This window comes from uncultured Psychrosphaera sp. (assembly GCF_947500655.1).
Taxonomy (GTDB): Bacteria; Pseudomonadota; Gammaproteobacteria; order Enterobacterales; family Alteromonadaceae; genus Psychrosphaera.
Genome location: NZ_CANMSK010000021.1, coordinates 1 through 25,903, shown reverse-complemented (window position 1 = coordinate 25,903; position 25,903 = coordinate 1). Strand labels below are relative to the sequence as shown.

The 25,903-nt window shown below is 38.1% G+C and carries 22 protein-coding genes; 8 read left to right on the top strand and 14 right to left on the bottom strand.

Translation table 11 applies throughout. From position 1 onward, the window contains the following. Nucleotides 1-2 precede the first annotated feature (2 nt). The 5 genes from pcnB to Q0940_RS14965 all read right to left on the bottom strand — a co-directional run bounded on the left by pcnB (nt 3) and on the right by Q0940_RS14965 (nt 4,980). Entirely contained in the window at nt 3-1,385 is a 1,383-nt protein-coding gene (gene pcnB, locus Q0940_RS14985; RefSeq protein ID WP_299270413.1) for a polynucleotide adenylyltransferase PcnB, read from the bottom strand. Between the two features lie 264 nt (nt 1,386-1,649). Then, a complete protein-coding gene (gene gluQRS, locus Q0940_RS14980; RefSeq protein ID WP_299270258.1) occupies nt 1,650-2,597 on the bottom strand; it encodes a tRNA glutamyl-Q(34) synthetase GluQRS in 948 nt (315 codons plus the stop codon). A gap of 59 nt (nt 2,598-2,656) precedes the next feature. After that, on the bottom strand, nt 2,657-3,097 hold the full coding sequence (gene dksA, locus Q0940_RS14975; protein ID WP_299270255.1) for an RNA polymerase-binding protein DksA: 441 nt from the start codon (nt 3,095-3,097) through the stop codon (nt 2,657-2,659). Between the two features lie 152 nt (nt 3,098-3,249). Then, complete coding sequence (gene sfsA, locus Q0940_RS14970) at nt 3,250-3,999, bottom strand: DNA/RNA nuclease SfsA (protein WP_299270251.1); 750 nt, start codon at nt 3,997-3,999, stop codon at nt 3,250-3,252. A gap of 39 nt (nt 4,000-4,038) precedes the next feature. Next, nucleotides 4,039-4,980, bottom strand: a complete 942-nt coding sequence (locus Q0940_RS14965; RefSeq protein ID WP_299270248.1) for a DUF808 domain-containing protein — start codon at nt 4,978-4,980, stop codon at nt 4,039-4,041. A gap of 194 nt (nt 4,981-5,174) precedes the next feature. Here Q0940_RS14965 and pepB point away from each other — a divergent pair, with 194 nt between their 5' ends. The 5 genes from pepB (at nt 5,175) to Q0940_RS17120 (ending at nt 11,341) form a co-directional block, all read left to right on the top strand. Continuing rightward, a complete protein-coding gene (gene pepB, locus Q0940_RS14960; protein ID WP_299270246.1) occupies nt 5,175-6,464 on the top strand; it encodes an aminopeptidase PepB in 1,290 nt (429 codons plus the stop codon). Nucleotides 6,465-6,796: 332 nt separating this feature from the next. Further along, the gene (locus Q0940_RS14955; protein WP_299270244.1) at nt 6,797-9,199 is read left to right on the top strand and encodes a TonB-dependent receptor; all 2,403 of its coding nucleotides are present in this window, start codon (nt 6,797-6,799) and stop codon (nt 9,197-9,199) included. Between the two features lie 24 nt (nt 9,200-9,223). Next, entirely contained in the window at nt 9,224-9,508 is a 285-nt protein-coding gene (locus tag Q0940_RS14950) for a hypothetical protein (protein ID WP_299270242.1), read from the top strand. A gap of 7 nt (nt 9,509-9,515) precedes the next feature. After that, nucleotides 9,516-11,075 (top strand): PepSY-associated TM helix domain-containing protein, encoded by a 1,560-nt coding sequence (locus tag Q0940_RS14945; protein WP_299270239.1) that lies wholly within the window; start codon nt 9,516-9,518, stop codon nt 11,073-11,075. Next, nucleotides 11,069-11,341 (top strand): DUF3325 family protein, encoded by a 273-nt coding sequence (locus tag Q0940_RS17120; protein WP_363323589.1) that lies wholly within the window; start codon nt 11,069-11,071, stop codon nt 11,339-11,341. Before Q0940_RS14945 ends, Q0940_RS17120 begins: the two co-directional genes overlap by 7 nt. Before the next feature lie 92 nt (nt 11,342-11,433). Here Q0940_RS17120 and glpQ read toward each other — a convergent pair whose 3' ends face one another. From glpQ to Q0940_RS14930, 3 genes are all read right to left on the bottom strand, one after another. Then, a complete protein-coding gene (gene glpQ, locus Q0940_RS14940; RefSeq protein ID WP_299270236.1) occupies nt 11,434-12,531 on the bottom strand; it encodes a glycerophosphodiester phosphodiesterase in 1,098 nt (365 codons plus the stop codon). A 153-nt stretch (nt 12,532-12,684) separates the two neighbouring features. Further along, the gene (locus Q0940_RS14935) at nt 12,685-13,512 is read right to left on the bottom strand and encodes a DUF2145 domain-containing protein (RefSeq protein ID WP_299270233.1); all 828 of its coding nucleotides are present in this window, start codon (nt 13,510-13,512) and stop codon (nt 12,685-12,687) included. Between the two features lie 37 nt (nt 13,513-13,549). After that, nucleotides 13,550-13,873 (bottom strand): hypothetical protein, encoded by a 324-nt coding sequence (locus Q0940_RS14930; protein ID WP_299270231.1) that lies wholly within the window; start codon nt 13,871-13,873, stop codon nt 13,550-13,552. Nucleotides 13,874-14,038: 165 nt separating this feature from the next. Between Q0940_RS14930 and Q0940_RS14925 the strand changes: the two genes are divergently transcribed. Then, nucleotides 14,039-14,776: a helix-turn-helix transcriptional regulator gene (locus Q0940_RS14925; protein ID WP_299270229.1), complete on the top strand. Its 738-nt coding sequence runs from the start codon at nt 14,039-14,041 to the stop codon at nt 14,774-14,776. A 261-nt stretch (nt 14,777-15,037) separates the two neighbouring features. On the opposite strand, the gene Q0940_RS14920 is transcribed toward Q0940_RS14925, so the two are convergent. Together Q0940_RS14920 and Q0940_RS14915 are read right to left on the bottom strand one after the other, a co-directional pair. Further along, nucleotides 15,038-17,254: a malate synthase G gene (locus Q0940_RS14920; RefSeq protein ID WP_299270225.1), complete on the bottom strand. Its 2,217-nt coding sequence runs from the start codon at nt 17,252-17,254 to the stop codon at nt 15,038-15,040. Between the two features lie 159 nt (nt 17,255-17,413). After that, on the bottom strand, nt 17,414-18,346 hold the full coding sequence (locus Q0940_RS14915; protein ID WP_299270222.1) for a LysR family transcriptional regulator: 933 nt from the start codon (nt 18,344-18,346) through the stop codon (nt 17,414-17,416). 162 nt (nt 18,347-18,508) lie between these two features. Between Q0940_RS14915 and Q0940_RS14910 the strand changes: the two genes are divergently transcribed. Further along, entirely contained in the window at nt 18,509-20,104 is a 1,596-nt protein-coding gene (locus Q0940_RS14910; protein WP_299270219.1) for an isocitrate lyase, read from the top strand. A gap of 244 nt (nt 20,105-20,348) precedes the next feature. Here Q0940_RS14910 and Q0940_RS14905 read toward each other — a convergent pair whose 3' ends face one another. Beyond that, nucleotides 20,349-21,053, bottom strand: a complete 705-nt coding sequence (locus tag Q0940_RS14905; protein WP_299270218.1) for a peroxiredoxin — start codon at nt 21,051-21,053, stop codon at nt 20,349-20,351. A 294-nt stretch (nt 21,054-21,347) separates the two neighbouring features. On the opposite strand from Q0940_RS14905, the gene Q0940_RS14900 reads away from it, so the two are divergent. Then, a complete protein-coding gene (locus Q0940_RS14900; protein ID WP_299270215.1) occupies nt 21,348-22,721 on the top strand; it encodes a hypothetical protein in 1,374 nt (457 codons plus the stop codon). Between the two features lie 8 nt (nt 22,722-22,729). Here the strand turns inward: Q0940_RS14900 and Q0940_RS14895 are convergent, their stop codons facing one another. The 3 genes from Q0940_RS14895 to thpR form a co-directional block, all read right to left on the bottom strand. Then, nucleotides 22,730-24,136, bottom strand: coding sequence for an MATE family efflux transporter (locus tag Q0940_RS14895; RefSeq protein ID WP_299270212.1), 1,407 nt, complete (start codon nt 24,134-24,136; stop codon nt 22,730-22,732). Between the two features lie 71 nt (nt 24,137-24,207). Next, complete coding sequence (locus Q0940_RS14890; protein WP_299270209.1) at nt 24,208-25,095, bottom strand: GyrI-like domain-containing protein; 888 nt, start codon at nt 25,093-25,095, stop codon at nt 24,208-24,210. Nucleotides 25,096-25,256: 161 nt separating this feature from the next. After that, on the bottom strand, nt 25,257-25,793 hold the full coding sequence (thpR, locus tag Q0940_RS14885) for an RNA 2',3'-cyclic phosphodiesterase (protein ID WP_299270205.1): 537 nt from the start codon (nt 25,791-25,793) through the stop codon (nt 25,257-25,259). Between the last annotated feature and the right edge of the window lie 110 nt (nt 25,794-25,903).

The following is a 25,903-nucleotide window of genomic DNA, read 5'->3' as shown; positions in this document are numbered from 1 at the left end:
TATTAGCTTCCTTGGTTTTTGGCCTTAGGCTTATCATATTTGCGAGGTTTACGTTTTTTCTTTGGGTAGCTTGAATCTGGTGCTTTTGATTTAAAGCTAGGTTTGCCTTGGTTTGGATTAGCGTAGGCGTGTTTTTTACCTTCGTCAGATTGTTGATAATCTGTCCAGAATTGCGCCAACTCAACCAATTCACCACCTTCAACTTCAGCACGTAGTACTAAGAAATCATAAGCGGCTCTAAATCTTGGATTTTCAATTAACACTGACGGACGTTTGCCAGTCGTTTTGGTTAATCTATGTTGGAACGTCCAAATCTCGCGAGCAGCAGCAGTAAAGCGTTTTGGAATAGCAATAGTTTGCACAGCTTGTTGTAACACATCGTTAGTCGCAACTTGGAATGCATCATACGGATGTAATCCACCTTCTTGCTCTAGTGAGGTTGCAATTGCTTCCAATGGGTACCAAAACATAGCCGCTAGGATATAAGCTGGAGAAACCGACTTACCTGAATTAATACGAGTATCGGTAGCATTAAACATAATAGACAGTAAGCGTTCTTCTTTATCGTCCATATTGCCCGTTAGCTCTTTATCAACCGCAGGATAAAAATAGCGGAATAAACCATATTCTCTTAACGACTGATAATTTACTTGAGCTTTACCCGCTAACATTAGTTTTAATGATTCATCAAACAAACGTGCCGGTGGGATATTTTGTAATAAGTGAGCCAGTTCAAAAATTGGTTTTTCAGTACGTTCTGCAATTTGCATGCGTAATTTATTAGAAAAACGAACTGCGCGTAACATACGCACTGGATCTTCACGATAGCGAGTTTCAGGATCGCCAATTAGGTCAATTAAGCCTTTTTCGATATCAGCCATGCCATTGGCAAAGTCGTAAATTGAGAAATCTCTGATGTCGTAATATAAGGCATTGATAGTAAAATCACGACGTTCCGCGTCTTCCTCCATTGAACCAAATACATTGTCACGCAACAATTGTCCTTCGTCGCTTTGACGAGAAACCTTTTTAGCTAACTGTTCTTTTGTTTCGTTTTCTTCAGGTTCGGCTTCTGCTTCGTGATGTCCACGGAACGTTGCAACTTCAATGATCTCCCTACCAAACATGATATGCGCTAAACGGAAGCGGCGACCAATTAAGCGGCAATTATTAAAACAGCGTTTAACTTGTTCTGGAGTGGCGTTAGTTACTACGTCAAAATCTTTAGGCTCTAAACCTAATAAGATATCTCGAATACAGCCACCAACTAAGTAAGCTTCGTAACCATTATCTTTAAGACGATATAAAACTTTAAGCGCACTTGGGCTAATGTCCTTTCTGGACACTGGATGTTCGCTACGTGGAATTGTCGTGGCGCCTTCGATAACTCTAGGAGTTCGAGCAACATATTGTTTGGCAGGTGCCTTTGACTTGCTTGGAGTTGTAGCCGCTGATTGAGGCTTGCTTTTACTAAACCAAGATATAACTTTTTTAAATACCACTAAGAGATTTACCCAATTTTATTAATTATGATTAGACGCATGTAGCTAAGCCTACGAAAGCGGCGCATTTTACAGCAATTAGCTGTAAATATAAATAAGTTAACGATGAATCAAACATCTTTAATTTTTTAATGTTGTTTTTGTTCGTTAAAGCAAAATATTTAACTGAGTTGGGATCTTATTTATATCCCAATTTTGTATTGCCCAGTCAATGATATCAGGTATTGAAAGGGCCGACAGAGAAGATTGACTTAACACCGGCAATCCTAAGCAAGCTAAAGCTTTAAGCAATTCAGGTTTTGGATCACTACAATTAATTGCAGACGCTTTATTTTGTTTACTTAGCTTTTGCCCATCATCATTAACTATCAAAGGTAAATGCAAATAACTTGGCGGTGCAATGCCAAATAAATTAAATAAACTTATCTGCCTAGGTGTTAATTCCATGATATCAACACCTCTTACTACATTGGTAATGGCTTGATCTATATCATCAATAACCACGACCAACTGATAAGCAAATAGACCATCCGAACGCTTAACAATGTAATCTTCATTCATTAGCTGCTCATCAATATTAACTTTGCCATGCAGTAAATCGGTAAACTCAGTTTGTGCTGCTTGTTGCTTTATCCTAACCGCATGAGCGTCAAATCTGTGCTGTTTATTACGGCAGTGACCAAGATAAATGCCACCCATTTCTTTAATCTCTTTGCGTGTGCAATAACAAGAATACAGAAGACCTTGTTGTTTTAAATCATCAAAAATTTGTTGGTAGCGCTCTAAGCGATTGGATTGGACTAAACAGCCACGATAGTTATTTTCGTTGTTTGTTTGTAAATCTTGATCCCAAACCATACCAAAGCTTTCAAGAGCATTTAAAATATCATCAACAGAGCCAGCTTGCTCTCTTGGTTTATCTATATCTTCAATCCGTACAAACCATAAACCATTTTGAGATTTTGCATGCAAAAAACTACCAAGAGCTGCGACTAAAGAGCCAAAGTGTAAAGGTCCAGATGGAGATGGCGCAAAACGTCCACGATATTGGACATTGCTGATTTGGAATTTTTTTTGCAGATGAAACGAGTTCAAAATTGGAAGCTTCACTAAAATGGATAAGTACTAAAGTGAAAAGGGTTAAGGCTTATGCCTTAACCACCTAATTGCTTCTCTTTAATTTCAGATAATGTTTTACAGTCGATACATTGGTCTGCGGTAGGACGTGCTTCTAAGCGACGAATACCAATTTCTATTCCACAAGTCTTACAAAAACCAAAGTCGCCAGATTTAATTAAACCAAGTGTTTTTTCGATTTTCTTAATTAACTTACGTTCACGATCTCGAGTACGTAATTCCAATGCAAACTCTTCTTCTTGCGAAGCACGGTCTACTGGATCTGGAAAGTTCGCTGCTTCGTCTTGCATATGAGACAAAGTACGGTCAACTTCTTCGCGTAACTGAGTACGCCAAGCATTTAAAATTTTACTAAAATGTTCGTACTGCTCATCACACATGTACTCTTCATTTTTCTTCTCAACATACGGCTCAACGCCTGCGAGGGCTAGCAATCCTAATGATTTTTTATCTGCCATGCGTTGTTTTCTCCTAATAATTCAACTGGTTAGCGTATTTTGGTATTTTTATTCAGCAACCAGTGGTGTTACTGCTTTTAAAAAACGGCGCTATCTATAGCAAATAATTAAGGCCAGAGCAATTTATTTGTTAAATATGAACAAAATAAATCTTATGCCGGCCACTGAAATTTACTGGTGTTATTCGCCGTAATACCGTCAACATCAATTTTTGTGTGTAATACTATTATTTCTAATCCTGCAAAAAACGCCTTTTTTAGTTCGTCAGCATATTTAGCATCAACAGTATCGGCCACTTTTACCGATTCAATACCTGTATGTTGAACTAAAAACACTATTACGCCCCTATGACCTTGTTGGATCATCTCAACTAGCTCGCGAATGTGCTTTTGTCCACGTGTAGTGACCGCGTCTGGAAATGCGCCTAACCCTGTTTTTTCATCTAACAATAATGTTGTAGATTTTACTTCCACATAACAATTAGGTTTTGTACTGCTCCTGTCAGAGCTATCATCTAAGGCATTATCCGTGAGTAATATATCAATTCGACTGTTCTCGTTACCGTATTTCACTTCTGTTGCTAACGTGGAGTAATTGTTAAGAGTTGGCAGTAAACCTTTGTTTATTGCCTCAATTACGACTTTATTTGCTTTGATAGTATTAATACCAATAAAGTGTCCTAGATGATTTTGAGCGAGTTCAAAAGTGTTTGGATATTTACGTTTAGGATTATCGCTCGTACTGTAATACACGGTATAACCAGGCTCTGCACAACCCGTCATTGCCCCTGTATTGGGACAATGAATGGTGATCACTTCGCCATTTTCGGTTTCTACATCGGCTAAAAAACGTTTGTAACGTTTTATTAATGTGCCCTTTACTAAAGGCGAGCTATGCTTCATAAAAATAACGCTTCATAACAATAATGCCGCATAAAATAGTTACTCTTTAGTTTTGCTTAGGATTAAATGTAACAAGCCCGCTACTATTAATCCGGCAATTACACCGTAACTACCGTCTAATAAAACACTGGTGGTTGTATGTATTACATTGCTATCTGCTGGTAAAAAACCTAAAACGATTTCAGATACGTGATGTAACCAAGCCATATTGTGCGTTAGCATGCCGCCGCCAACTAAAAACATAGCAACTAGGCCAATCCAACTTAAACTCTGCATTAATTTAGGTGCAAACATTAATAAACCTGACCCAATTTTGTTACGCAACTTATTAAATAAATTACTCGGTTTAAGTGACAACCAAGCTAAACCTACATCATCCATCCTAACGATAAGCGCAACCACGCCATAAACGCCTGTAGTTACCACGATGGCAATAACTGATAATACTAATATTTGTTCAATTAAGGTGTTGTTGGCAACGGTTCCAAGGGCAATAATTATTATTTCTGCCGATAAAACAAAGTCGGTTTTTATCGCACTTTTTATTTTGTCTTTTTCGTATTTGACTATATCTAGGTCCGGTTCATTTAATGCCGAAATTAAAGCTTCTTGGTGTTGTGTTTTTTTGTTTTTTCCTTTCCCTTTCTTCTCTACCATTTCAATGATTTTTTCTGCCCCTTCAAAAGACAAAAATAAACCACCCATGATCAATAATGGCACAATCAGCCAGTTGGCAAATATGCTAATTAATATCGCCGCAGGCACTAACATGCACTTATTTAGTAAAGATCCTTTTGCCACAGCCCAAACAACCGGCAATTCTCTATTGGCTTTAACACCTGAAACTTGCTCAGCATTCACCGCTAAGTCATCACCTAATACACCAGCTGTTTTTTTAGCGGCTACTTTCGTCATTGCTGCTACGTCATCTAACAGTAAGGCGATATCATCAAACAATGCAAAAAAACTTGCTCCGGCCATTGCTATTTTCCTTTATAAAAATAAGTTAAAAACTATCCCCAACCATCCAATCAATTAACGAAGACAATTTTATTAAGATGTGTATTCAATAACTATATTAATGAGAAAACAAGGAGTAAACTGATGTTATAGAATTAATTTTCTTTTTTGTAGCCAATTATACGTCTTCAATTATTTTAACTATGAGAGTGCCCATGTCAGATATCTTAAACGTTACCGTTTCAAAACAAGCAGCACCAGCCCAGTGGGGAACAAACAACTCACTTAGCATGAATGCAGAAGGTCAAGTCATTCATCTAACGGATACAGATTACAAATCCCAATTATCAACTATCCAAACGTCGGCTCGCCAAATTCAATCTTTAGGGGTTAATGCCGTTGCACTTGCAGAGTCTTGGGACATAGAACAACAATGGAGTTTCTATCTTGGTTTTACAACAGCCAAAGGTGGCCAAACGGTTGTTTGGGCTGAAGGTGATACGACTGAATTAAACAATCGTAAACTAGCGTTTGATTGGTCAAAAAATGTTACCAATCAATCTCCACAAGATATGTATCCATTAGCATTAGCTAACAGCTCAATAAACCTTATTACAGAATTAGCCCCAGATTGCGTGACTCACGAAATCGTAATGGGTGACGACTTACTAGAAAATGGCTGGGTTGGACTTCATTCAGTTGGCCGCGCCAGTATTCATCCTCCGGTTATGTTGACGTTAGATTACAATCCAACTAAAGATAAAAATGCACCAATTTCAACGGCGCTTGTTGGTAAAGGTATAACCTTTGACAGTGGTGGTTATTCCATTAAAGCGTCTGAAGGCATGTTGAGCATGAAATGCGACATGGGCGGCGCTGCAACAGTAACAGCTGCACTTGCATTAGCTATTTCTCGTGGCCTTAACAAACGAGTTAAACTTATATTATGCTGCGCAGAAAACCTTATTGGCGGTAACGCTTATAAACTAGGTGACATTTTAACTTATAAAAATGGCACAACCGTAGAGATTGTAAATACAGATGCAGAAGGGCGCGTTGTATTGGCAGACGGTTTATTACACGCAGGCGAGTTAAAAGCACAACGTGTTATTAACGCAGCGACGCTAACTGGTGCCGCTATGATGGCCGTTGGTAGTGATTACAATGCGGTATTTGGTTTAGACAAACCATTTGTTGCACAAGGCTTACAAGCTGCTGAATTAGAGTTTGAGGGCGCGTGGGCATTACCACTTGAGAAATTCCATCAAAAAGCGTGTCCATCACCGTATGCAGATACGGCAAACAGCCGAGCACAAAAAGGTGGTGGTCAAGGCGGAGCTTCAAACGCAGCAGGCTTCTTATCACGCTTTGTCGCTAATGAAGGCCAAAACTGGTTACACTTTGACTTAGCTGGCGCATTCAACCCTGCAGGCAATGGCAAATACTCAGCCGGAGCAACAGGCATGGGCGTCCGTACTATTGCTAGAATATTGTTAGATGACTAATTGTTAATATTGGCGCTTTATTAAATAAGGTTCCAATTTAATAGGTTAACAACTTATCTAAGGTCAGTGACATTGTCTCTGGCCTTTTTTGTATGTGCAGATTTATTGACTGGCCAATTAATATATTTCTCTTTTCTCCAATCGACCCTTTCCATTATTTTTTACTTTTATAATCAACAGATTAAAGTGATTAATTTCGCGGTGATCCACTACAGGCTTAACGTACACATAAAAATAGCTGATTTAAATATTGAATAAACAAATGAGAATCATTATCATTGCTATATATTAAAAAGATATAAAACACACATATTTAATAAGGGTATCCTCTAATGCGTTTCAAGCTTAAACCTACATGGCCGATTTCAGCTGCTGTAACCATGTTAATGGCAACAACTTCATCTCTAACTTATGCAAACGAAGACACTACAAAAGTAACTAAAGACGGTGAAATTGAAAAAATAAGCGTATATAGCAAACATAATAAACTTATTGTTGATTCTGGAACTGCGACTAAATCTAATATGAATTTAATGCAGACGCCTGCAGCCATTGTCGTGGTAGACAAGTTGTTATTCACAGAGCAGTCTGGAGCAACATTACAAGAAAGTTTACGTAATGTAAGTGGATTAAGCCAAGCCGGTAATAACTATGGTGTTGGTGATAATCTAGCTATTCGTGGTTTAGGTGTTAATTATGCTTACGATGGTATGTATGGCGGAGCTGACTTAGAAAATAGTTATAACCCAACACGTACAATGACCAATGTTGAGAGTATTGAAGTATTAAAAGGTCCTGCAACAGGGCTTTATGGTATGGGTGCTGCTGGTGGTGTTATCAATTTAATTGAGAAAAAACCACAACAAGAGGCCGCTTATCAAATCCGTGCAGTTGCTGGGCAATGGAACAACCAAGGTTTAATGGTTGATGCAACGGCTGGTTTAACTAAAGACACGGCTTATAGAATTGTTGCTAATTATGAAAAATCTGACGGTTACCGTGGATTAAGCTCAGAACGCTCAGAGTTTTACGCTTCTTTAAGTCATAACATCTCTAGTGGTAATTCATTACTTTTCTCTGCCGCTTATGTTGATGATGCTGTGCAAATTGATTCTGTTGGACATCCTGTACGTTTAATTGATTTAAGTCTAATTGATGCCGAAGCTGGCAGTATTACTGCAGCAGATTTACCAAATGGTGATACTGCTATCAGTGCAGACGCCTTGCAACTTACTGACGCTCAGCGTGAAGAATTAGCTAGCAGTTTAAGTAGTACAGACGGTTGGCAGCCAATTGACTTAGGCGACACTGCATTAATTTCACCTATCTCTACACCAAACCAAGGTGAAGAAGTTAGATTTAAAGTTCGTCACGATCTTGAAATTACGGATAACTGGGTATTAGCGCATCAATTACAATACCGAAGCTATTCAACAGAATACATTCGCCAAACATCAGCAAATAATTATATCTTCACGGAACGTGACGGAACAACGAATGTAAATCCTAGAGCTCCTTTAGTGATTGACGGTGTATTGTATCCTTATGCAGCTCGTCGTCAGGAATATCGTAGTATTGAAGCAAATGAAACAACTTGGCAATACTTTGCTGATTTGTCTAACGCATGGACATTCGGCGATATAAGCGGTGAGCATTTAATAAGTGCCAACTATGAAAACCGTGAAATGGATTACCAACAATATTCAATTTGGGATGCTGACGATACTAGAAGTGATGCAGTTCCTTATATTTTAGATATCCGTAATCCTAACTGGCCTACAGGTACTTTTGAAGATTATAACCCTTCACTAAGAAGTAAATATGATAAGTCAGCCACAGCGTGGGGCTTAAGCTTACAAGAAGTGGTTTATATTACAGATGAACTAACCGCTCGTGTTGGTGGTGCATACAGTAGTATCAGTCAAACATATCAAAACCAAACTTCAGACAGCAACCCTGAATTAGATGCGGATGACAGTGGTTTTACTTACAACCTAGGTTTAAATTACCAACCATTTGAGCAGTTAAGCACATTTTTAAATGCATCAAAAGGCAGAACCGCATACAGCGTATTAGGTAGCTTAAGTGAAGACGATAACCGCCCAGATTCAGAGTCTGAGTCTTTTGATTTAGGTGCACGTTTTACCGCATTTGAAGAAGACTTACTTGCCTCTGTTGTGTTCTTCCAAACAAGTCGTACTAACTTACGCTATTCAAATCCTCTTTATGATGATGTAGATAACTTTGATCTTACTGAGTATTACTACGACGAGAAAGACCAAACAGAAGGTGTTGAAGTTGATTTAAACTTAGCGTTTAACGACCAATGGACAATGAACTTTAATGCAACACACCAAACACCGGTAACTGTGCCAGGCAACTACGCAGCTAGCCAGAGTGAAGAACAAACTAAAGGTCTTGCAGAAAACCTTGCTAGTTTATGGACAAGTTACAGCTATAAGTTTGAAGCTTTACCAAGTCCAATTAAATTTAGTATTGGTGTAACGCATGAAGGTGAGCGCTCTATTGCAGCGTCTGCATTTGGTGTTAATTACGCAATTGTTGAAGCTTATACCGTTTTAGGTGGCGCAGTTAGTTATGTAGGTGAAGAGTGGAATATCCAACTTAACTTACGCAACTTAACGGATGAAACTTATTACAGCAAAGCTATGTACTTAGGTGGTTTACCGGGTGAAAGCCGTAACGCAAAATTAACCGCTACCTATAGCTTTTAACATTACACAATTTTGAATTGTAAAATGAAACACAATTTAGATGTGTTCTCTCGTGTTATAGCCGCCGTCATTGGCGGCTATGCTTTGTCTGTTGCATTCAGTTTTGCATTTGCTCAACTGCTTGTTTGGGGGCAAATTTGCGAGCTAAATGAAGCGGTAATGTCCGCGTCAATGTTAAGTTATGTCGTTTACTTTATTGTGATAATCGCCTGCTTTTGTCGTAAAAGTGCTTGGTTATTATGGCGAGATATATTGTTAAGTCTCTGTTTGTTTGGCGTTATTTATTACGTGTTAGTCGTGAAATGGTAGGAAAAGAATGAAGCCTGACTTTAGAAAGTCGATGATCTGGTTACACACGTACTCAGGGCTCGTTATTGGATGGTTGCTGTTTACAATATTTTTAACCGGCACGTTAAGTTACTTTAACCCAGAAATTACTCAGTGGATGAAACCCGAATTAGTTCAAGTTTCATCAACGCAAAATATGGTAAACCGCTCACTGGATGTATTACATAAAGAAGGTACAGACTCAGATCGCTGGCGTATTAATTTACCAGATAAAAGAACCGAACATTGGTCTATCCAATGGAGTAAAGGCCGAGATAGGCAGAACCTTAGTTTAGGCCCTGACGAAGGCCAAGTTGTTACACCGCGTGAATCTGCTGGTGGAAATTTCTTTAGAGTTTTCCATTACACATTGGAATTACGGGGTTATGGCGGTCGTTATATTTCAGGTATCGCAGCAATGTTTATGCTGATAGCTGTGTTTAGTGGCATTTTTACTCACAGGCGCTTTTTCCGAGATTTCTTTACCTTACGTTTCAATAAAGTAGGTAAAGCGTTAACTGACTTTCATGCGCTGGCTGGCGTCACCACAATCCCTTTTTGTATCATGATCTGCAGCAGTGGCATTATGATATATAACATTATGTATATGCCGTTTAGCGCCAATTATTATGCTGGTGGTGAACGTGCATTAAGTAGGCAGCTAGCTCCTAACTTAGCTCCTCATTTAGCTCCTAATTTACCTTCTATAGAATCATCTTCAAACGCTGTATCTGAGATGCCATTACCACTAAAAGACTTTGCTGTTGTTCAGCAGCAAGTACAACAAACGTGGACTGGTGAAGATCAAATTCGTCGTATTACATTTGAACAACCGTTTAGTCAGAACGGTCGTATCATTGTAGACCGAGTAAAAGACAATACCTTGTCTCGTCAGTCTGAACGTTTGGTGTTTTCTTCTCACACTGGTGAAGCGCTTGAAGGTTATCAACCAGCCAGTACAGCAACAGAGGTGAGACGAGTGTTCTTTGGTTTACATGAAGGACACTTTGCCGACACAGGTTTGCGTTGGTTGCTGTTTCTGCTTGGCTTGTTATCCAGTGCATTAATCGCCACTGGTCTTATTATTTGGTTAAAAAAACGCAAAGAAAAACACCAAGGTTTTCACTTGGGTTACTTTATTGTTGAGCGGCTAAATATCTCGGGCATTGCCGGTTTGTTGGTGGCAACCACCGCATTTTTTCTAGCAAATAGATTATTGCCAATTGAAATAGCAAACCGAGCTAATATGGAAGTTCATGTTTTTTTATGGACCTGGTTAATATGCTTAATTCATGCGCTTTTACGTCCTGCCAATAAAGCATGGTTTGAGCAATTACTTATATCTGCTGTCGGATGTATTTTACTGCCGTTTGTTGATGTTATGCAAAATAGCCAATGGCTCGTTAATGCGATAATCCAGACCAATGTTACTTACCTTGGCGTGACTGTCGCTATGTTTATTATTGGCATTATTTTATTGAAAACAGCGCTTTGGTTAAAAGTAAGAACGTCGGTTAATTATTTAAAGGTTGAGGCAAAGTCATGTTAATAAGTATTGTTCTGCAGATGTTTGCCTTGCCTTGTTTATTGTTAAGCATGGATAAACATTTTAAGGTGGTTTTTAACACCAGGTTAACAAAAAAAGCGCGGTATACATTTAAAACAATTGGCTGGAGTGGAATGTTCATTTCCACCTTACTAATGCTGCAATTAAGCGGTGTAGAAATTGTATATTGGCTGGCTTATTTGTCGTTTAATATTGCACTCCTAATTAGCTTATATACTTGGCTTTTTGCCAGCAAAAACTCCCTCTAGGTAAATCCTCTTACCTAGTTTATAACCGCAGGTGTGACAATATGTCACTGTTGTCGAGTCATTCTTATGTCTTGTCAGAACGTGCTCCGTCGTTATTTATTCCCTTGTGCTTTTTGTAAAAACTGAACCGCTTTATCTGGAAAATCGGTGAATACGCCATCTACGCCAATGTCGAAGTAGAAGATCTTTAAAAGATCATCGAAATCCTGGGCATATTCTGGAATACGGCCGCTATCTGCTCTGAACGTGTAGGGATGAACAACTAATCCCGCTTTATGTGCTGCTTGTAACAAGCCATTAGATTTAACAGGTTTGCTTGTTGTATCAACTAACATAGGTTTCCAAGGGCCAACACCGTCGGCGTAGGTCGCAATTTTTTGCATGCCTTCTGGTGTTAACATCCAATCGTAATCATAAGCTGTGGTTGTATTCTTGTTATAAATTAAGGTTTCTTGCCAGTCCGTCATTGCGATTAATTGCACCAGTTTTACCTGTATATTTAGCTCAGGTAATAGTTTTTGTTTAATACGTTGCAGATCAATAGCATCAAAGCTTTGTACAAATACTTTATCGTTAGTGTTGTCGTACCCATAGCGTTTCAGCTCTTTTAATACCGCTTTGCTGATGTCTTTACCTTCATGTAAATGAAACGCTGGCGATTTTATTTCTACGTAAATACCGATGTTTTTGCCGGTACTTTTGTTTAAACCTTGGATTAGCTCAATCTCTTCAGCCAAGGTATGTACTGCAAATGTAGATTTCCATAATGGAAAACGTTCTGGAAATCCGGCTTTTTGTTGGCCACTTTCATCCACACTAAATCCTTCTGTCATCTTGAGGGTACGGATTTCTGTCAGGGTAAAGTCAATGGCGTAATAACGATCGTCTTGACGTTTTCGGTTAGGAAAAACAGTCGCAACATTGGTGACTCGGTCAAGGTAGTGGTCGTGCAATATTAGCAATTGGTTGTCTTTGCTCATCACCACGTCTTGTTCAATGTAATCAGCGTTCATAGCATGAGCCATCGCTTTAGCTGCTATAGAGTGTTCTGGTAAATAACCGCTGGCTCCACGATGTGCAATGACCAGCTTGTCTTGAGCATTGATTTGCTTTGCCAATACAGGCGAGTTAAAAATAAAAAGAGAGCTAAATAGAAAGGTGAATACTAAGATGGAATGTAAAATCTTCATAAATGATAGCCGTTAGTAAAATCGTTAAAAAAGTAATGATCACAGTATTATCTATAAATATGACAGCTATATTAAAGTAAGAAAAGGGAGCAGAATTAAATTGCTATCTTATTTAACTCCGCACCTTATTTAACTCCGCACCTCGATTTAGTTTTAGCTTTTTAATAGAGGTGTCACTTCGCCTTCTGCATTTAGTGTTACTGCTTTGTTCATCAATTCAAATTGTTGAAGATATTTTGCAATACTGGTAAATGTTGCCGTTCTTGGTTTTCCTTTATGGTCGCTGTTATGTACGCCGTCCATAAACAGGCCACCTAACGCTAACTTCAATCCATTCATTTTTACTTTTTGCGGATTAAAGTAGGCTTTTGAGTTTACCTTTAATTGTTTGATATCTGTCGTTTCATATATGGCAGAATTAATTAAATCTAACGTGTGTTCAGTACAGTTTTGGTATTTAGTATTAAATGGGTTTGCTAGTACTGAATACTTAGGGTTATGTATTGCCTCGCCGTTGCCTGCTGCAATAGCTTGAATTAAACGTTGTTGTAATGACTCAGTTGGAATAATGATCCCAGCTTTTAAGCTACTAACGCCCCAGAAAAAATCAACAGGATAATCAGTTACTAAAGAACTACGGTCTAAGTTATTGTCATTTTGGTATAAATTGTAAATTGCATAACCTTTAAGCAACTCTCCGCTTTCCAACTTAATGCTTGAATAAACAGCAATGGCGGTATGAGTAAAGGCAATTCCTTTTGGTAGGTCTTTTTCTGGCTGCCCAACTCTACCTATAATAAATGCTCGTGCGCCTTGACTGGCGGCGTATTTTTCTACATTTTTTGCAAATTCGCTAACGACTAGAGGCTCATGTTGAATATCACTTGAGCGGTTACTACCCGCCCAAGTTGGTTCAGCAGAGAATATTAGCAATAGCGTTATTAGCTTAAATATAACTAGTATTAATTGCTTGGTATTCATCTTAACTTCCTTTTATTGGTTTCGAGTTGGGTGTATTTTATTGTTTCATTGCATCAGCTGGAGATTTATCAGCGGTGATCACAACGTCTGAAATTTCTAGTGGTTCACTTGTAGATCCAGTCGCTGACTCCATAAGAGCTGAACCCGCGCCCATACTTAATGTTCCTACACTACCAACAACCATAAGAGGTACTGCAACAACGCCGCTGGCTACTTGTCCGGTCGCTTTGAGACTATGTTTACCTGCAAGTAGTGAGTGTTTGCTCGCGGTGCTAGCGTTTTCCGAAGGTCCTTTTGCATGAGCAGAATTGATAGACATTACGATAAGTGCAGTGATAGTTACTAAGTTTAATTTATTCATATTCATGTTCCTTTAATTTTAATTATGTTTTTGTTTTTGTTGAGTGTCTCAACTGGAATTAGACTATGTTTAGGTATAAAAATTGTAAACTGTTAAGTTTGTTGTAGTAATTTACGAGACTTTAAGTATATTAAAACTGTACTTTATGCGGTTTTGGAACGATTTATGAGTCAAATTCAACAAATAACCTCAACGCTAAAGCAGCTGTTGAGAGATAAAAAAATTACCTATAAGAAAATTGCCGAAAAGTTAGAGTTAAGCGAAGCAAACATTAAACGTATTTTTGCCAAAGACAGTTTTACTCTTAATCGTTTGGAGCAAATATGTAACATTATAGGCATTGAATTATCTGATTTATTTTTGTTATCTGAAAAACAAAAAAAGCAATTACAACACTTAACAGAAGAACAAGAACAAGAGTTGATGGAAAATCCACAACTGCTATTACTGGCTATTTGTGTAATAGATGGCTGGACTTACAACGAAATTATTTCTTATTACGATATAGATGAGTTTAAAGCGGTTCAATTGATGGCTAAGTTGGACAGACTTAATATTATTCAGTTATTACCCGAGAATCATTATAAATTACTCATCGCACAAGATTTCCGCTGGAGAAAAAACGGACCGTTGGAGAAATATATGGAGACGGAGGTCATGACAAAATTCATGAATTCCAAATTTAATGAAGAGGGAAGTTTCCGTTTTTATTTAAGAGGTCGTTATTCTGAATCTTCAATTGAAACGATTAAACTAAAATTGAACCAACTTACTAAAGAAGTAGCGGTTATGAATCAAGAGGACAGCGCCTTGCCGTTAAGTAGCAGAAAGCACATGGGCTTATTATTTGCGATGCGACCTTGGGAACCCTCTTTATTTGAAAAAATGCGCAGAGATACATAAGCGTAAATTAAAAAACAAAACCGCCAGTTGGCTAATGCCGATCAGTTAGTCACTTTTTTGAATAATCATTCATGTTTTATTCAAAATTTAGCTAGACGGAAAAACGCCTATAAATAAGTCGAAGCGTAGATACAAAAAGGGCTTCAGTATGATTTTCTAAAATCACTCTGAAGCCCTTTATTTTATTGATGTTCGCTTAACTGACTGGCATTACGCCAGTTGGCGGTTTTTTATGATTTTTTGTTATTTGGAGCTTTACCATTAACGCTTAGCTATTTCTTGTTTTTTCAACAATCTATAATTATGCAACAAAGGTTCGGTATATCCGCTTGGTTGCTCGACACCTTTTATGATCAAATCTCTTGCCGCTTGAAACGCTAATGAGTCTTCAACATTTGGTGTCATGTTTTCGTATAACGGATCGTGTTCATTTTGTTTATCTACCACAGCTGCCATACGCAATAATACGTCATTTACTTGTTGCTCTGTGCATACGTCTTGATGTAACCAGTTGGCTACGTGCTGGCTTGAAATACGACAAGTTGCTCTGTCTTCCATTAAACCTACATTATTGATGTCTGGCACTTTTGAGCAGCCAACACCTTGGTCAACCCAACGCACTACATAACCTAATATGCCTTGGGCGTTGTTTTCTAGTTCTTTGTTGATCAACTCTTTGGTTAACTCACATTCATCAGTAATTAACGGAATAGCTAAAATAGTGTCTATGTCTGAGGTTATCGTGCCCAGTAATTGTTGCTGAATATCACTTACATTAACTTGGTGATAATGCATTACGTGTAAAGTGGCAGCGGTTGGTGATGGAACCCAGGCGGTATTCGCGCCTGCTTTTGGATGACCAATTTTAACTTTCATCATTTGCGCCATCTGATCCGGAATAGGCCACATACCTTTACCTATTTGCGCTTTGCCTTTAAAGCCACAATTTAAGCCAACAGCTACGTTTGACTCTTCATAAGCGTGGATCCAAGGTTTTGCTTTAAGTTCAGCTTTTGGAGCAAATACGCCGGCATCCATACTGGTATGAATTTCGTCGCCGGTGCGGTCTAAAAATCCAGTATTGATAAACACAACCCGGTGTTTGGCTTGCTCTACACAAGCTTTTAAATTAAGTGACGTTCTGCGCTCTTCATCCATTATGCCCATTTTTATGGTGTGGCGTGGTAAAGCTAAAGTATCTTCTACTTTATCAAACAGGGTATTGGTGAAAGCGACTTCGTCGGCTCCGTGCATTTTTGGTTTTACTATATAGATAGAACCTTTTTGTGAATTTTTAATTGCCGATCTTGACCCTGTTAAAGTAACTGTCGCAGACTTTAACAAATCAATTTTACCTATAGCTGATGTCATAATTGCATCTAAAATACCTTCAGGTATTTCTTTGCCATTAACCAAAATAGCTGGGTTTGTCATTAAGTGACCCACATTACGTACAAACATAAGTGCACGTCCGGTTAAGGATGTTGCTATGCCACTCGGGGTTAAAAACTCAACATCGTCAGCTAATTTACGGGTAAATTGTTTGCCATTTTTATTAACGGTTTCTGTTAAATTACCTGTCATTAGGCCAAGCCAATTACGATAAACAATGCATTTATCTTCAGCATCCACTGCGGCAACAGAGTCTTCACAGTCCATAATCGTGGTTAGGGCAGATTCCAGCGTAATATCTTTAATATGCGCAAGGTCGGTTTTGCCAATAGGGTGATTGGCGTCAATGTTAATGATGATGTGTAATTTATGATGCTGTAATACAATATCAGTAGGGGCGTTAACATTACCACGGTAACCAACAAATTGACTTGCTTGCGCTAATGACGTGTCACCAGAATTTGTTTGAACAACTAGCTGCCCAGCTTCAATTTTAAAGCCAGTAACATGATTAAAGTCACCAGTTGCTAAAGGTGTATTTTTATTTAAAAAGTCTCGGCCGTATTCCACCACTTTTTGTCCACGTATTGGATTGTAAGTACTTTGTACTTCTGCCCCCTTGTCTGAACTAATAACATCAGTGCCGTATAACGCATCGTATAAACTACCCCAACGAGAATTTACCGCATTAATTGCATAACGTGCATTCATTACAGGCACAACAAGCTGAGGGCCCGCCATTGTTGCAATTTCATCATCTACATTGGTACTCGTGATGTTAAAATCTGCAGGTTCTGGTTGTAAGTAACCAATTTCAGTTAAAAATTGTTTGTAATGTTTTGGCTCTAAGTTTGTGTGCTTTTTGTGATAGTTATTGATCTTCTGCTGCAGTTTGTCTCTGGTTTGCAGTAGGGCTTCATTAATTGGCATTAACTCTGTGGTAAGTTTTTCGACATCTTTCCAAAAGTTTTCTTTGTTAAGATCAATTTTATCTAACACCTGAGTATTCACAAAGTTATACAACTCGGCATCAATAGATAATTGACCAGATTTAACGTGTTCTCTACCCTGCACTATATTATTCATAACTATTCTCAAACTTATGCTGACATTTATTTATAGCGACAGTGTAAAGTTATTTACTAAAATTCATCTAGCTTTGTTTTTATATAGCCATCATACATATTATGAATAAAGGTAATGTATCCTTTAAAATAAGAGGGTAGAGCTGATTTAGTAGCGAGCTTACTTGCTACCAACATCTACAATTAAACGTCTTAGCCAAATATGACCAACATCATGGTGTAATAAAGGTGACCAAGCCATTTTTAATGCAATTGGTGGAATATCAAATGGTGGTTCTAGTACCTTTACCTTATCATTGTCGGCATATAGTTCAGTTGCTTTGGTGGGTAATGTTGCGATTAAGCCTTGCTCTTTAGCTAACCACATCGCCATGTGATAATGACGGGTGAAAACACGAATGTTACGTTTTTTTCCTAATCTATCTAACTCAGCGTCTACCCAACCTAGCTTCTGAACTTCAGTAGGATCAATACCTACGCCCACACCAAAGCCGGTTTTGCTCACCCAAACATGTTGATGTTCTAAGTAACTGTCTAAGTCAAAGTTTGGCAGACAAGGGTGGTCTTTATTCACCATACAGCTGAAAGTATCGTACCAAATTACCTTTTGGTGGAATGACATCGGCAACTCTTCAAAGCGGTTAATTGCCATATCTACTTTACCAAGCTCAACATCGTGAAAACTAACGTCTGACGGCGTAACTATATCTAAAGTAACGCTAGGCGCTTTGGTACGTAATTCTCCCAGAACCTTTGCCAGTAGCGTAGTTTCCGCATAATCACTGGCCATTATTCTAAAGGTACGGCTTGAACTTAGTGGTTCAAATTCTGTTTCTGGCTGAATAGTCGCTTCTAGTTTAGATAAAACATCGCGTACCACAGGTTGTAATTGCAAAGCACGAGCCGTTGGCATCATGCCTTCTGAAGTTCGCACTAATATAGGATCTGAAAATAAATCTCGTAACCGTTTTAGGCCATTACTCATAGCCGGTTGAGTAATAGAAAGCTGATCTGCTGAGCGAGTTACGTTTTTCTCTCGTAATAATACATCTAGGTATACCAATAAATTGAGATCTATTTTACTAATATTCATTCTGTGAATCCTATGTATGTGATTTATCTATTTGTTGAATGTTAGTCGTTTGGATTAGAGTTGTCATCAACAGATTTACTCCAGCTCGCAAAAAGTGAGTCGTTAACTGAGTAAATTTAAAATAACTATAATTATTATAAATGATATTAAGAGGGTACAACTATGTCAGCATATACAAATGAAATTCAGCTATTAGAGGCTATCCGAGCATCTCGTGGTGCAAGCTGGGATGCAATTAGCCCTGAGTATGCAGCAAGAATGCGTACACAAAATAAATTCAAAACGGGTTTAGATATTGCTAAGTATACCGCCGCTATTATGCGTACAGATATGGACAGATACGACGCAGATCCATCACAATACACCCAATCGTTAGGTTGCTGGCACGGATTTATTGGTCAACAGAAGATGATCTCTATTAAGAAACATTTCAATAGTACAGACAGACGTTACTTATACCTTTCTGGTTGGATGGTTGCGGCATTACGTTCTGAGTTTGGGCCTTTACCAGACCAGTCAATGCATGAAAAAACATCAGTAGCCAGTTTAGTTGAAGAGCTATATACCTTTTTACGCCAAGCGGATGCACGTGAGTTAGGTGGTTTGTTCCGTCAACTTGACGATGCAAGAGAAGCTGGCGATAAAGCTACTGAGAAAAAAGTACAAAGTGAAATCGACAATCATCAAACTCATGTTGTGCCAATTATTGCAGATATTGATGCTGGTTTCGGTAATGCAGAAGCCACTTACTTAATGGCAAAACAAATGATTGAAGCGGGTGCTTGTTGTATTCAAATTGAAAACCAAGTATCTGATGAAAAACAATGTGGTCACCAAGACGGTAAAGTTACGGTTCCGCATGAAGACTTCTTAGCCAAAATACGTGCAGTACGTTACGCGTTTTTAGAACTGGGTATAGATGACGGTGTTATTGTTGCTCGTACTGACTCATTAGGTGCAGGCTTAACTAAACAAATAGCCGTTACCAATGAACCAGGTGACTTAGGCGACCAATACAACAGTTTCTTAGATTGTGAAGAAGTTGCTCCAGGTAAATTGCAAAACGGCGATGTTATCCTCAATCGTGACGGTAAATTATTACGTCCGAAACGTTTACCATCTAACCTGTTCCAATTCCGTGCCGGTACAGGTGAAGACAGATGTGTACTAGATTGCATAACGTCATTACAAAATGGTGCTGACTTATTATGGATTGAAACTGAGAAACCACATGTAGGACAAATCGGTGGCATGGTTAATCGTATTCGTGAAGTAGTGCCAAATGCTAAGCTAGTTTACAACAACAGCCCATCATTTAACTGGACGCTAAGCTTCCGCCAACAAATATTCGACCTTTATGCTGAAGCTGGCAAAGACGTATCAAACTACAACCGAGCTGATCTTATGAGTGTTGAATACGATGCAACTGAATTAGCGATGGAAGCCGATGAAAAAATCCGTACCTTCCAAGCAGATTCAGCAAGAGAAGCTGGCATATTCCATCACTTAATCACATTGCCAACGTACCACACAGCGGCATTGTCTACGGATAACCTTGCTAAAGAATACTTTGGTGACCAAGGCATGTTGGGTTACGTTAAAAGTGTTCAACGTGAAGAAATTCGTCAAGGTATAGCCTGTGTTAAACATCAAAACATGGCTGGTTCTGATATGGGCGACGACCATAAAGAATACTTTGCTGGTGAAGCTGCATTAAAAGCTGGTGGTAAAGATAATACGATGAACCAGTTTGGTTAAGAGTACGGATATTGCACCTTACTGTTCATAATAATTTGTATTTGTCATGATTAATGTCTAAGGTGATTATTAGCTTAGACATTATTAAAGCCGTTTTATAAAAGAGTGTGTGTAACAATAGTTCCCAACTTTAGTTAGCTTTACTATTTATAAAACAGAAAAACCAAAACCGCCTTCATTGGCGGTTTTTTATTTTTTAACATATAAAAAAACGGGAATTCCCGTCTTTTTCAATTAGAGTTTTTTAACTCAATATTTCTTCGATAGTGATGTAATCACCTACGCGACCAGTCATCTGTTCAGCATCAGTATTAACAGGAAGAGTTTTCTTACCTGGTCTCCAACCTGCTGGACAAACCTCACCTGTTTCAGTCGCATATTGCCATGCTTCTATTTGACGTAGGAACTCATTCACATTACGACCAACTGAATCAGCCTGAACTTCTTGAGCTACACAAATACCATCAGGATTAAAAAGGAAACGGCCTCGTAGAGCTACACCTTCTTCTTCAATTAAAACACCAAAGTCACGACTGACCTGTTGAGTTGTATCTGCACCCATAGTTAATTTCAAACCGGCTAAGACAGGTTCTGTTTCGACAAAACGTTTATGAGAAAACTTAGAATCAACAGAAACCGGTAAGATCTCAACCCCCATCTTTTGAAATTCATCGTATTTTGCATTCATTGCTGCAATTTCAGTTGGACAAACAAAAGTGAAATCAGCAGGATAGAAGCAAATTGCTACCCATTTCCCTTTGTAATCTTTACTAGAAACTGTTGTGTAATGCCCTGTACTTGAGTCATAGGCTTCCATCTCAAATTCAGGCATTTCATTACGAACCATAGTTGAACTCATTGTTTTTTTCTCCTCAGAAATATTAGTGTCGGCATTAACTTGTGTATTTGTTTTTACTTTTCTTGGTTTTAATTTTGTATCGCAACTCATAACTATTCCTTTTTAATTAATTTAATGATTATTGGTCTTTGTTGTAGTTACATTAGTTCAATCTAATATATAATCTAGTTATTAATATCTATCACCCTAATAGGTAAAAGCTATCAATTGTAATGGGAATGTAATCGTGATCGCTATCAGGTGTTCAACCAGGTACTAGCCATCCGTATTTTTACTGATTAAGGTTAAAAACTGTAATTGATTAATGTGGGTAATGAGGTAAAAATAAGGCATACTCATTTGACTCAGGCTTGACGATATAACGACGGGGAGATAAATAGAAAATTGAATAAAATCAAACTTAGCCAAGATGAAAACCTTTCTATAAAAGTCAGTTACCAACTATTGCCGAGTGATAAGCAGCGGGTCGACCTATATTTCTCTTTGCCGGATGAAATGGGGATCAGCCCTAAAACCTTAGAAGAAGAAAACTATTTTCATCATAGTATTCAAAATTACAGTTCTTATTATTCAGATCAGTTGCATTTACCTTTAGTACGTAGCCGCTTTATCAGTCAACAAAAAGGTGAGCAAACGGACTATCGTTTAAACCTGAATTTGTTTTCTTATCAAATTCGTTTAGCGTTAGATACCGACATAAAACAAACTCTTAAGTTAACCGAGAGCGAAGAGTTTTATCCACAAGCCATTATATTAGCAGAGCAGATCTCGGGCTTACTGAAAAAATTAAGAAGGTATGCTCCGCCAGATAAAAAACTCAGAGCGTATTTTGAAAATGCCGACAATTATTTAAGCTGGCAAGTCGAACAATCTTTTTTAAAGCTATTATCTAGAGCCCCCAAAAGCAGCGAATTTACCAGTGAGAGAAACTTCTTATTAACTTTTTGTCGCAGTGAAAGTGAATACAGAGAAGACAATCAATACAATACACAAGTCACTTTAGGTGACCCAAATCGCATCACCAATAAAATGCGCTTGCTGCAAAGATTAATTGAATATGGTGTGGTGTTTCAAAAAGAATTTAAAAATCTCAACCGAAATTTAAATCGTATTGTGCGTGGCTCTGTTACTGCGGTAATTATGGCGTTTGTAATGTTGTTGGTACTAAATGCCCGCACTAACTTTACTGAAGTAACAATTGCATTGGTTGGTATGCTCGGCGTAATTTATGGCCTGCGAGAAATATTTAAAGAAGATATTACCCGTATGATCTGGCGACGTATTCAAAAAGGTCTACCAAAGTGGAAGATCATTTATAGTCATAGTGTTAATAAAAGTAGAATAGCGGGGCAAGCAATTTGGCTTGAATACATTCGTAATAAAGACTTGCCTAAGCACGTGGATGAGTTATTTCAAACACGCCGACAACAAAATAAACAAGCCGCACAATTATTACATTTTCGTAGTGACACTCGGGTTTCTGCCAAAAGTTTTTTACCCGGGTACGACGAAATTCAACAACGTATTACGTTTAACTTAACGCCTTTTATACGTTTCTTGAAAAAAGGCGAAGGGCGCTTATATTCATTAGATGGTAATAAAATAACCAAACAAGCGGTTGAACGACGTTATCAAATTAATGTTGTGTTAATGCACACAAATAAACAACAGCAACAACATACCCAGCGTTATAAAATAACGTTAAATCGTTCGACTATTATTAATATAGAGGCAATAGGCTCAGATACCGATTCTTAGCACTTTGTTTAATTATTTTCTTTGGCGTTAATATCATTTTCAGTTTTAAAGAATAAGCCAAATGGATTGCCTAACTTTTGACGGCGTTGATATAAAACGCCAATAGTTAAAAATAAGGCTAATAATTCAGAGCTCGGGCCTGCTAACCAAATACCTGTTTCGGCAAACAAGATTGGCAATATAAAAATCAACGGCAGGGTGAATAAATACACTTTTGCCAAACGTAAAATAGCAGCTCTTTTAGCATCGCCCATGGCTTGGAACACAACACCAATCATCATCAACGGGCCTAATAAAAATAAAGCCGATGACATAATAGGTAAAATACGCGCCACTTCTGTAGCCACATATATATCGTTAACAAACACACCGCCCAATTGGTTTTTAAGCAACAAAACAAACAACTGGCAAAATACACAATAAATAAAAGCAATGATGATGGCGATTTTAATTGCGCTGTTCGATCTTAACCCTTCTTTGGCGCCAATGTTATTGCCTAAAATGGTTTGAAACGCCATGCTCAATCCCAACAAAGGCAGAAAAATAAACGTCATAATTCGGGTAATAATGCCATAAGCCGCAACGGTCATGTTGTAGTCTGCGTTACTCCATATCTGTAAGTTATATAAAATAAAAGCAGAAGAAAGTGCGACACCAACATAAGACAAACTCGTTGGCGCGCCTAAGGCTAAAAAATCTGACCATAACTTACGGTTCGCAGTAAAGCGCACAATAGACACCTTTAACGCGGTTTTACTGTAACGGCGAAATAAGTACACAGCAAACAGGGATAAGGTTTGCGCTAACAAAGTACCGTAAACAGAACCAACTACGCCCCAGCCAAGCATCGCAATAAAAATGTAGTTAAACACAATATTAAAAAATACTGATAACAAAGGCACAACCGCCATAAAAGCCATTTGTCCTTCACAACGTAAACTGTCGCTATTAATAGTGAGAATAAATAACAGTGGTGAGAAAAATATCATTAAAGATAAATAATCATAACTCATGCTAGATAAGCTTTCTGAACCATAATTAACAAATAATACTAAGTCCTTACCGCCGACTAAAAACAATAAAATCAACACCAAGCAAACAAACATAGATAAAGTCATCGCTTGGCCGTAAGCCGATATAGCTTCATCTTTTTTATTGGCACCCAACAGCCTTGCCATCACACTCGAAAAACCCGCAGACACCCAACTTGATAAAGCCACCAATAACATAAAAGCAGGGAACACAGAAGTAACAGCTGCAAGAGCATGTGCTCCAACATATTCACCAAGAAAGTAAGCATCAACTAATGAAAACGAACCATTGACCAACATCATTAAAATAATAGGTGCGGCGGTTTTCATAAACACAGACGGTAAAGAACCGACAAGAAACATATTGTTAGAAGAAGTCGTCATATTTTAAACATTCCTAATTGGATAAAGCTTATAAGTGAAAAGCTGGTAACCAAAAGCTTGTAAGTAAAAAGTTATTTAATTGGTAGATAAATATCAGTGATCACTTCATGTTCAGGTACGTCGTGAACAAAATTAACATAATGAAAAAACACAGGGAAATCTCGACATTGTTCACCACTTGTTGGCAACCATTGTTGATATAAATAATAAACGCCTTTTTTTAAGTCATCTCGATTACCAATATCACGAACAACGGCACAACGTCCTGCTGGAATGATTTGATTTACCACACCAAATTTATTTTCTGGAATGTCTGCTTTGACCGCGCCACAAAGATCAAAATGAAAATCTTCTGCTTTTACCACGTTCGGATCAGAATAAGGAATACCATAAGTATTGCTGGTTTTTATTGGTGACAACTTGCTGGCTTTACGCCAAGCAATAAACTTCATAGATGTTTGGTAGTGCAGTTTGGGATCTCCACGATGCGCCAGCGCCGCTACTTTCTGTTCTTGAAAATCAACAATTTTAACGTCCATTGTAGTATCCGTTTTTTCTGTTAACGCTAGGGTTAATGTATCGGTTTTGTCGTGCCAGTTAAGCCATTGAGGAGACTTTCTAAACTCAGAAGGGCTTTGCCCAAACTCGCGCTTAAAGGCTCTAGAAAAAGCCTCGGCACTTTCAAATCCAGCTTCAAACGCAATGTCGATAATTTTAATGTCAGCTTTAAATACCAATCTAAAAGACGCGCGCTTTAAGCGTGACATCTGAATAAACTTAATTAAATTAAGCCCAGTGAAAGCTGAAAAAACACGATGAAAGTGATATTTAGAAAACCCCGATACCGCACTTAACCTATCTAAGGTTAAGTCATCATCAAGGTTCTGATTAATGTAATCACAAACCCTAACGATACTTTGTTCATAGTTATTCATTTTGTAATGTTCATAGTGTTTCATGTACCTAATTAGCTTACCGGTATGTAGTGATATTTTATTGTGAATGGATTCTTACATACATTAGTAACACATACTTGATTGAGATTGCTGTAAATTGAATTCTGCTTTTCGCTTTTCGCTTTTCGCTTTTCGCTTTTCGCTTTTCGCTTTTCGCTTACAGCTTATTCCAGTCTAAAACTCATGCGTTTAGGATAATGCGGTGGTTTACCTTGTTTGGAACTTGATACAGACTCAAACAAATGAAACTCAGTGAAGTTTAATTCAAGCTTTGGCGGTTCAAACAGGATAGGTACAGCCTCTGCGTGTTTACGATTTAGTGTTATATGCGGACGGTATACTTCATGTGGACTAGGGAATGCTAACTTTCCATTAATCCCCAAACATTGCTTGGCTAGTTGTTGCAAACTAGGCGTTAACTCCACACCCAAATACAATATTTTAGGTTTACTAAATACACCAAGTTCATTGGTTATTGTGTTAACACTTTTGGTTGAAATTGCATCTAATAGCATTTCCAACTGCTCAAGTTTATTCTGAGGCACTTGCCCTAAAAACGACAAAGTAATATGAAAGTTCTCAACCGGAACAGGCTTGTCTGTCGCTGCAAATATTTGCTTGTCACGCCAATTAGCAATAGCCAACTTGTCAGTACTAGATAAATCTAAACCAATAAAATAGCGCGAGTGACTTTTTTGCATTTTGTTGACCTTGTATTTTCAGAGCTTTACCATTTCAAGCATTCAAGCATTCAAGCATTCAAGCATTCAAGCATTCAAGCATTCAAGCATTCAAGCATTCAAGCATTCAA

Bases quoted from the DNA above. Each gene is read 5' to 3' on its own strand.
- Q0940_RS14920 (WP_299270225.1), bottom strand. From the start codon at position 17,254: ATGAATAATATAGTGCAGGGTAGAGAACACGTTAAATCTGGTCAATTA.
- Q0940_RS14965 (WP_299270248.1), bottom strand. From the start codon at position 4,980: ATGGCCGGAGCAAGTTTTTTTGCATTGTTTGATGATATCGCCTTACTG.
- Q0940_RS14955 (WP_299270244.1), top strand. From the start codon at position 6,797: ATGCGTTTCAAGCTTAAACCTACATGGCCGATTTCAGCTGCTGTAACC.
- Q0940_RS14890 (WP_299270209.1), bottom strand. From the start codon at position 25,095: ATGAAACACTATGAACATTACAAAATGAATAACTATGAACAAAGTATC.
- Q0940_RS14910 (WP_299270219.1), top strand. From the start codon at position 18,509: ATGTCAGCATATACAAATGAAATTCAGCTATTAGAGGCTATCCGAGCA.
- Q0940_RS14935 (WP_299270233.1), bottom strand. From the start codon at position 13,512: ATGAATACCAAGCAATTAATACTAGTTATATTTAAGCTAATAACGCTA.
- sfsA (WP_299270251.1), bottom strand. From the start codon at position 3,999: ATGAAGCATAGCTCGCCTTTAGTAAAGGGCACATTAATAAAACGTTAC.
- Q0940_RS17120 (WP_363323589.1), top strand. From the start codon at position 11,069: ATGTTAATAAGTATTGTTCTGCAGATGTTTGCCTTGCCTTGTTTATTG.
- pepB (WP_299270246.1), top strand. From the start codon at position 5,175: ATGTCAGATATCTTAAACGTTACCGTTTCAAAACAAGCAGCACCAGCC.
- dksA (WP_299270255.1), bottom strand. From the start codon at position 3,097: ATGGCAGATAAAAAATCATTAGGATTGCTAGCCCTCGCAGGCGTTGAG.
- Q0940_RS14945 (WP_299270239.1), top strand. From the start codon at position 9,516: ATGAAGCCTGACTTTAGAAAGTCGATGATCTGGTTACACACGTACTCA.
- glpQ (WP_299270236.1), bottom strand. From the start codon at position 12,531: ATGAAGATTTTACATTCCATCTTAGTATTCACCTTTCTATTTAGCTCT.
- Q0940_RS14915 (WP_299270222.1), bottom strand. From the start codon at position 18,346: ATGAATATTAGTAAAATAGATCTCAATTTATTGGTATACCTAGATGTA.
- thpR (WP_299270205.1), bottom strand. From the start codon at position 25,793: ATGCAAAAAAGTCACTCGCGCTATTTTATTGGTTTAGATTTATCTAGT.
- Q0940_RS14930 (WP_299270231.1), bottom strand. From the start codon at position 13,873: ATGAATAAATTAAACTTAGTAACTATCACTGCACTTATCGTAATGTCT.
- Q0940_RS14950 (WP_299270242.1), top strand. From the start codon at position 9,224: ATGAAACACAATTTAGATGTGTTCTCTCGTGTTATAGCCGCCGTCATT.
- Q0940_RS14895 (WP_299270212.1), bottom strand. From the start codon at position 24,136: ATGACGACTTCTTCTAACAATATGTTTCTTGTCGGTTCTTTACCGTCT.
- Q0940_RS14905 (WP_299270218.1), bottom strand. From the start codon at position 21,053: ATGAGTTGCGATACAAAATTAAAACCAAGAAAAGTAAAAACAAATACA.
- Q0940_RS14925 (WP_299270229.1), top strand. From the start codon at position 14,039: ATGAGTCAAATTCAACAAATAACCTCAACGCTAAAGCAGCTGTTGAGA.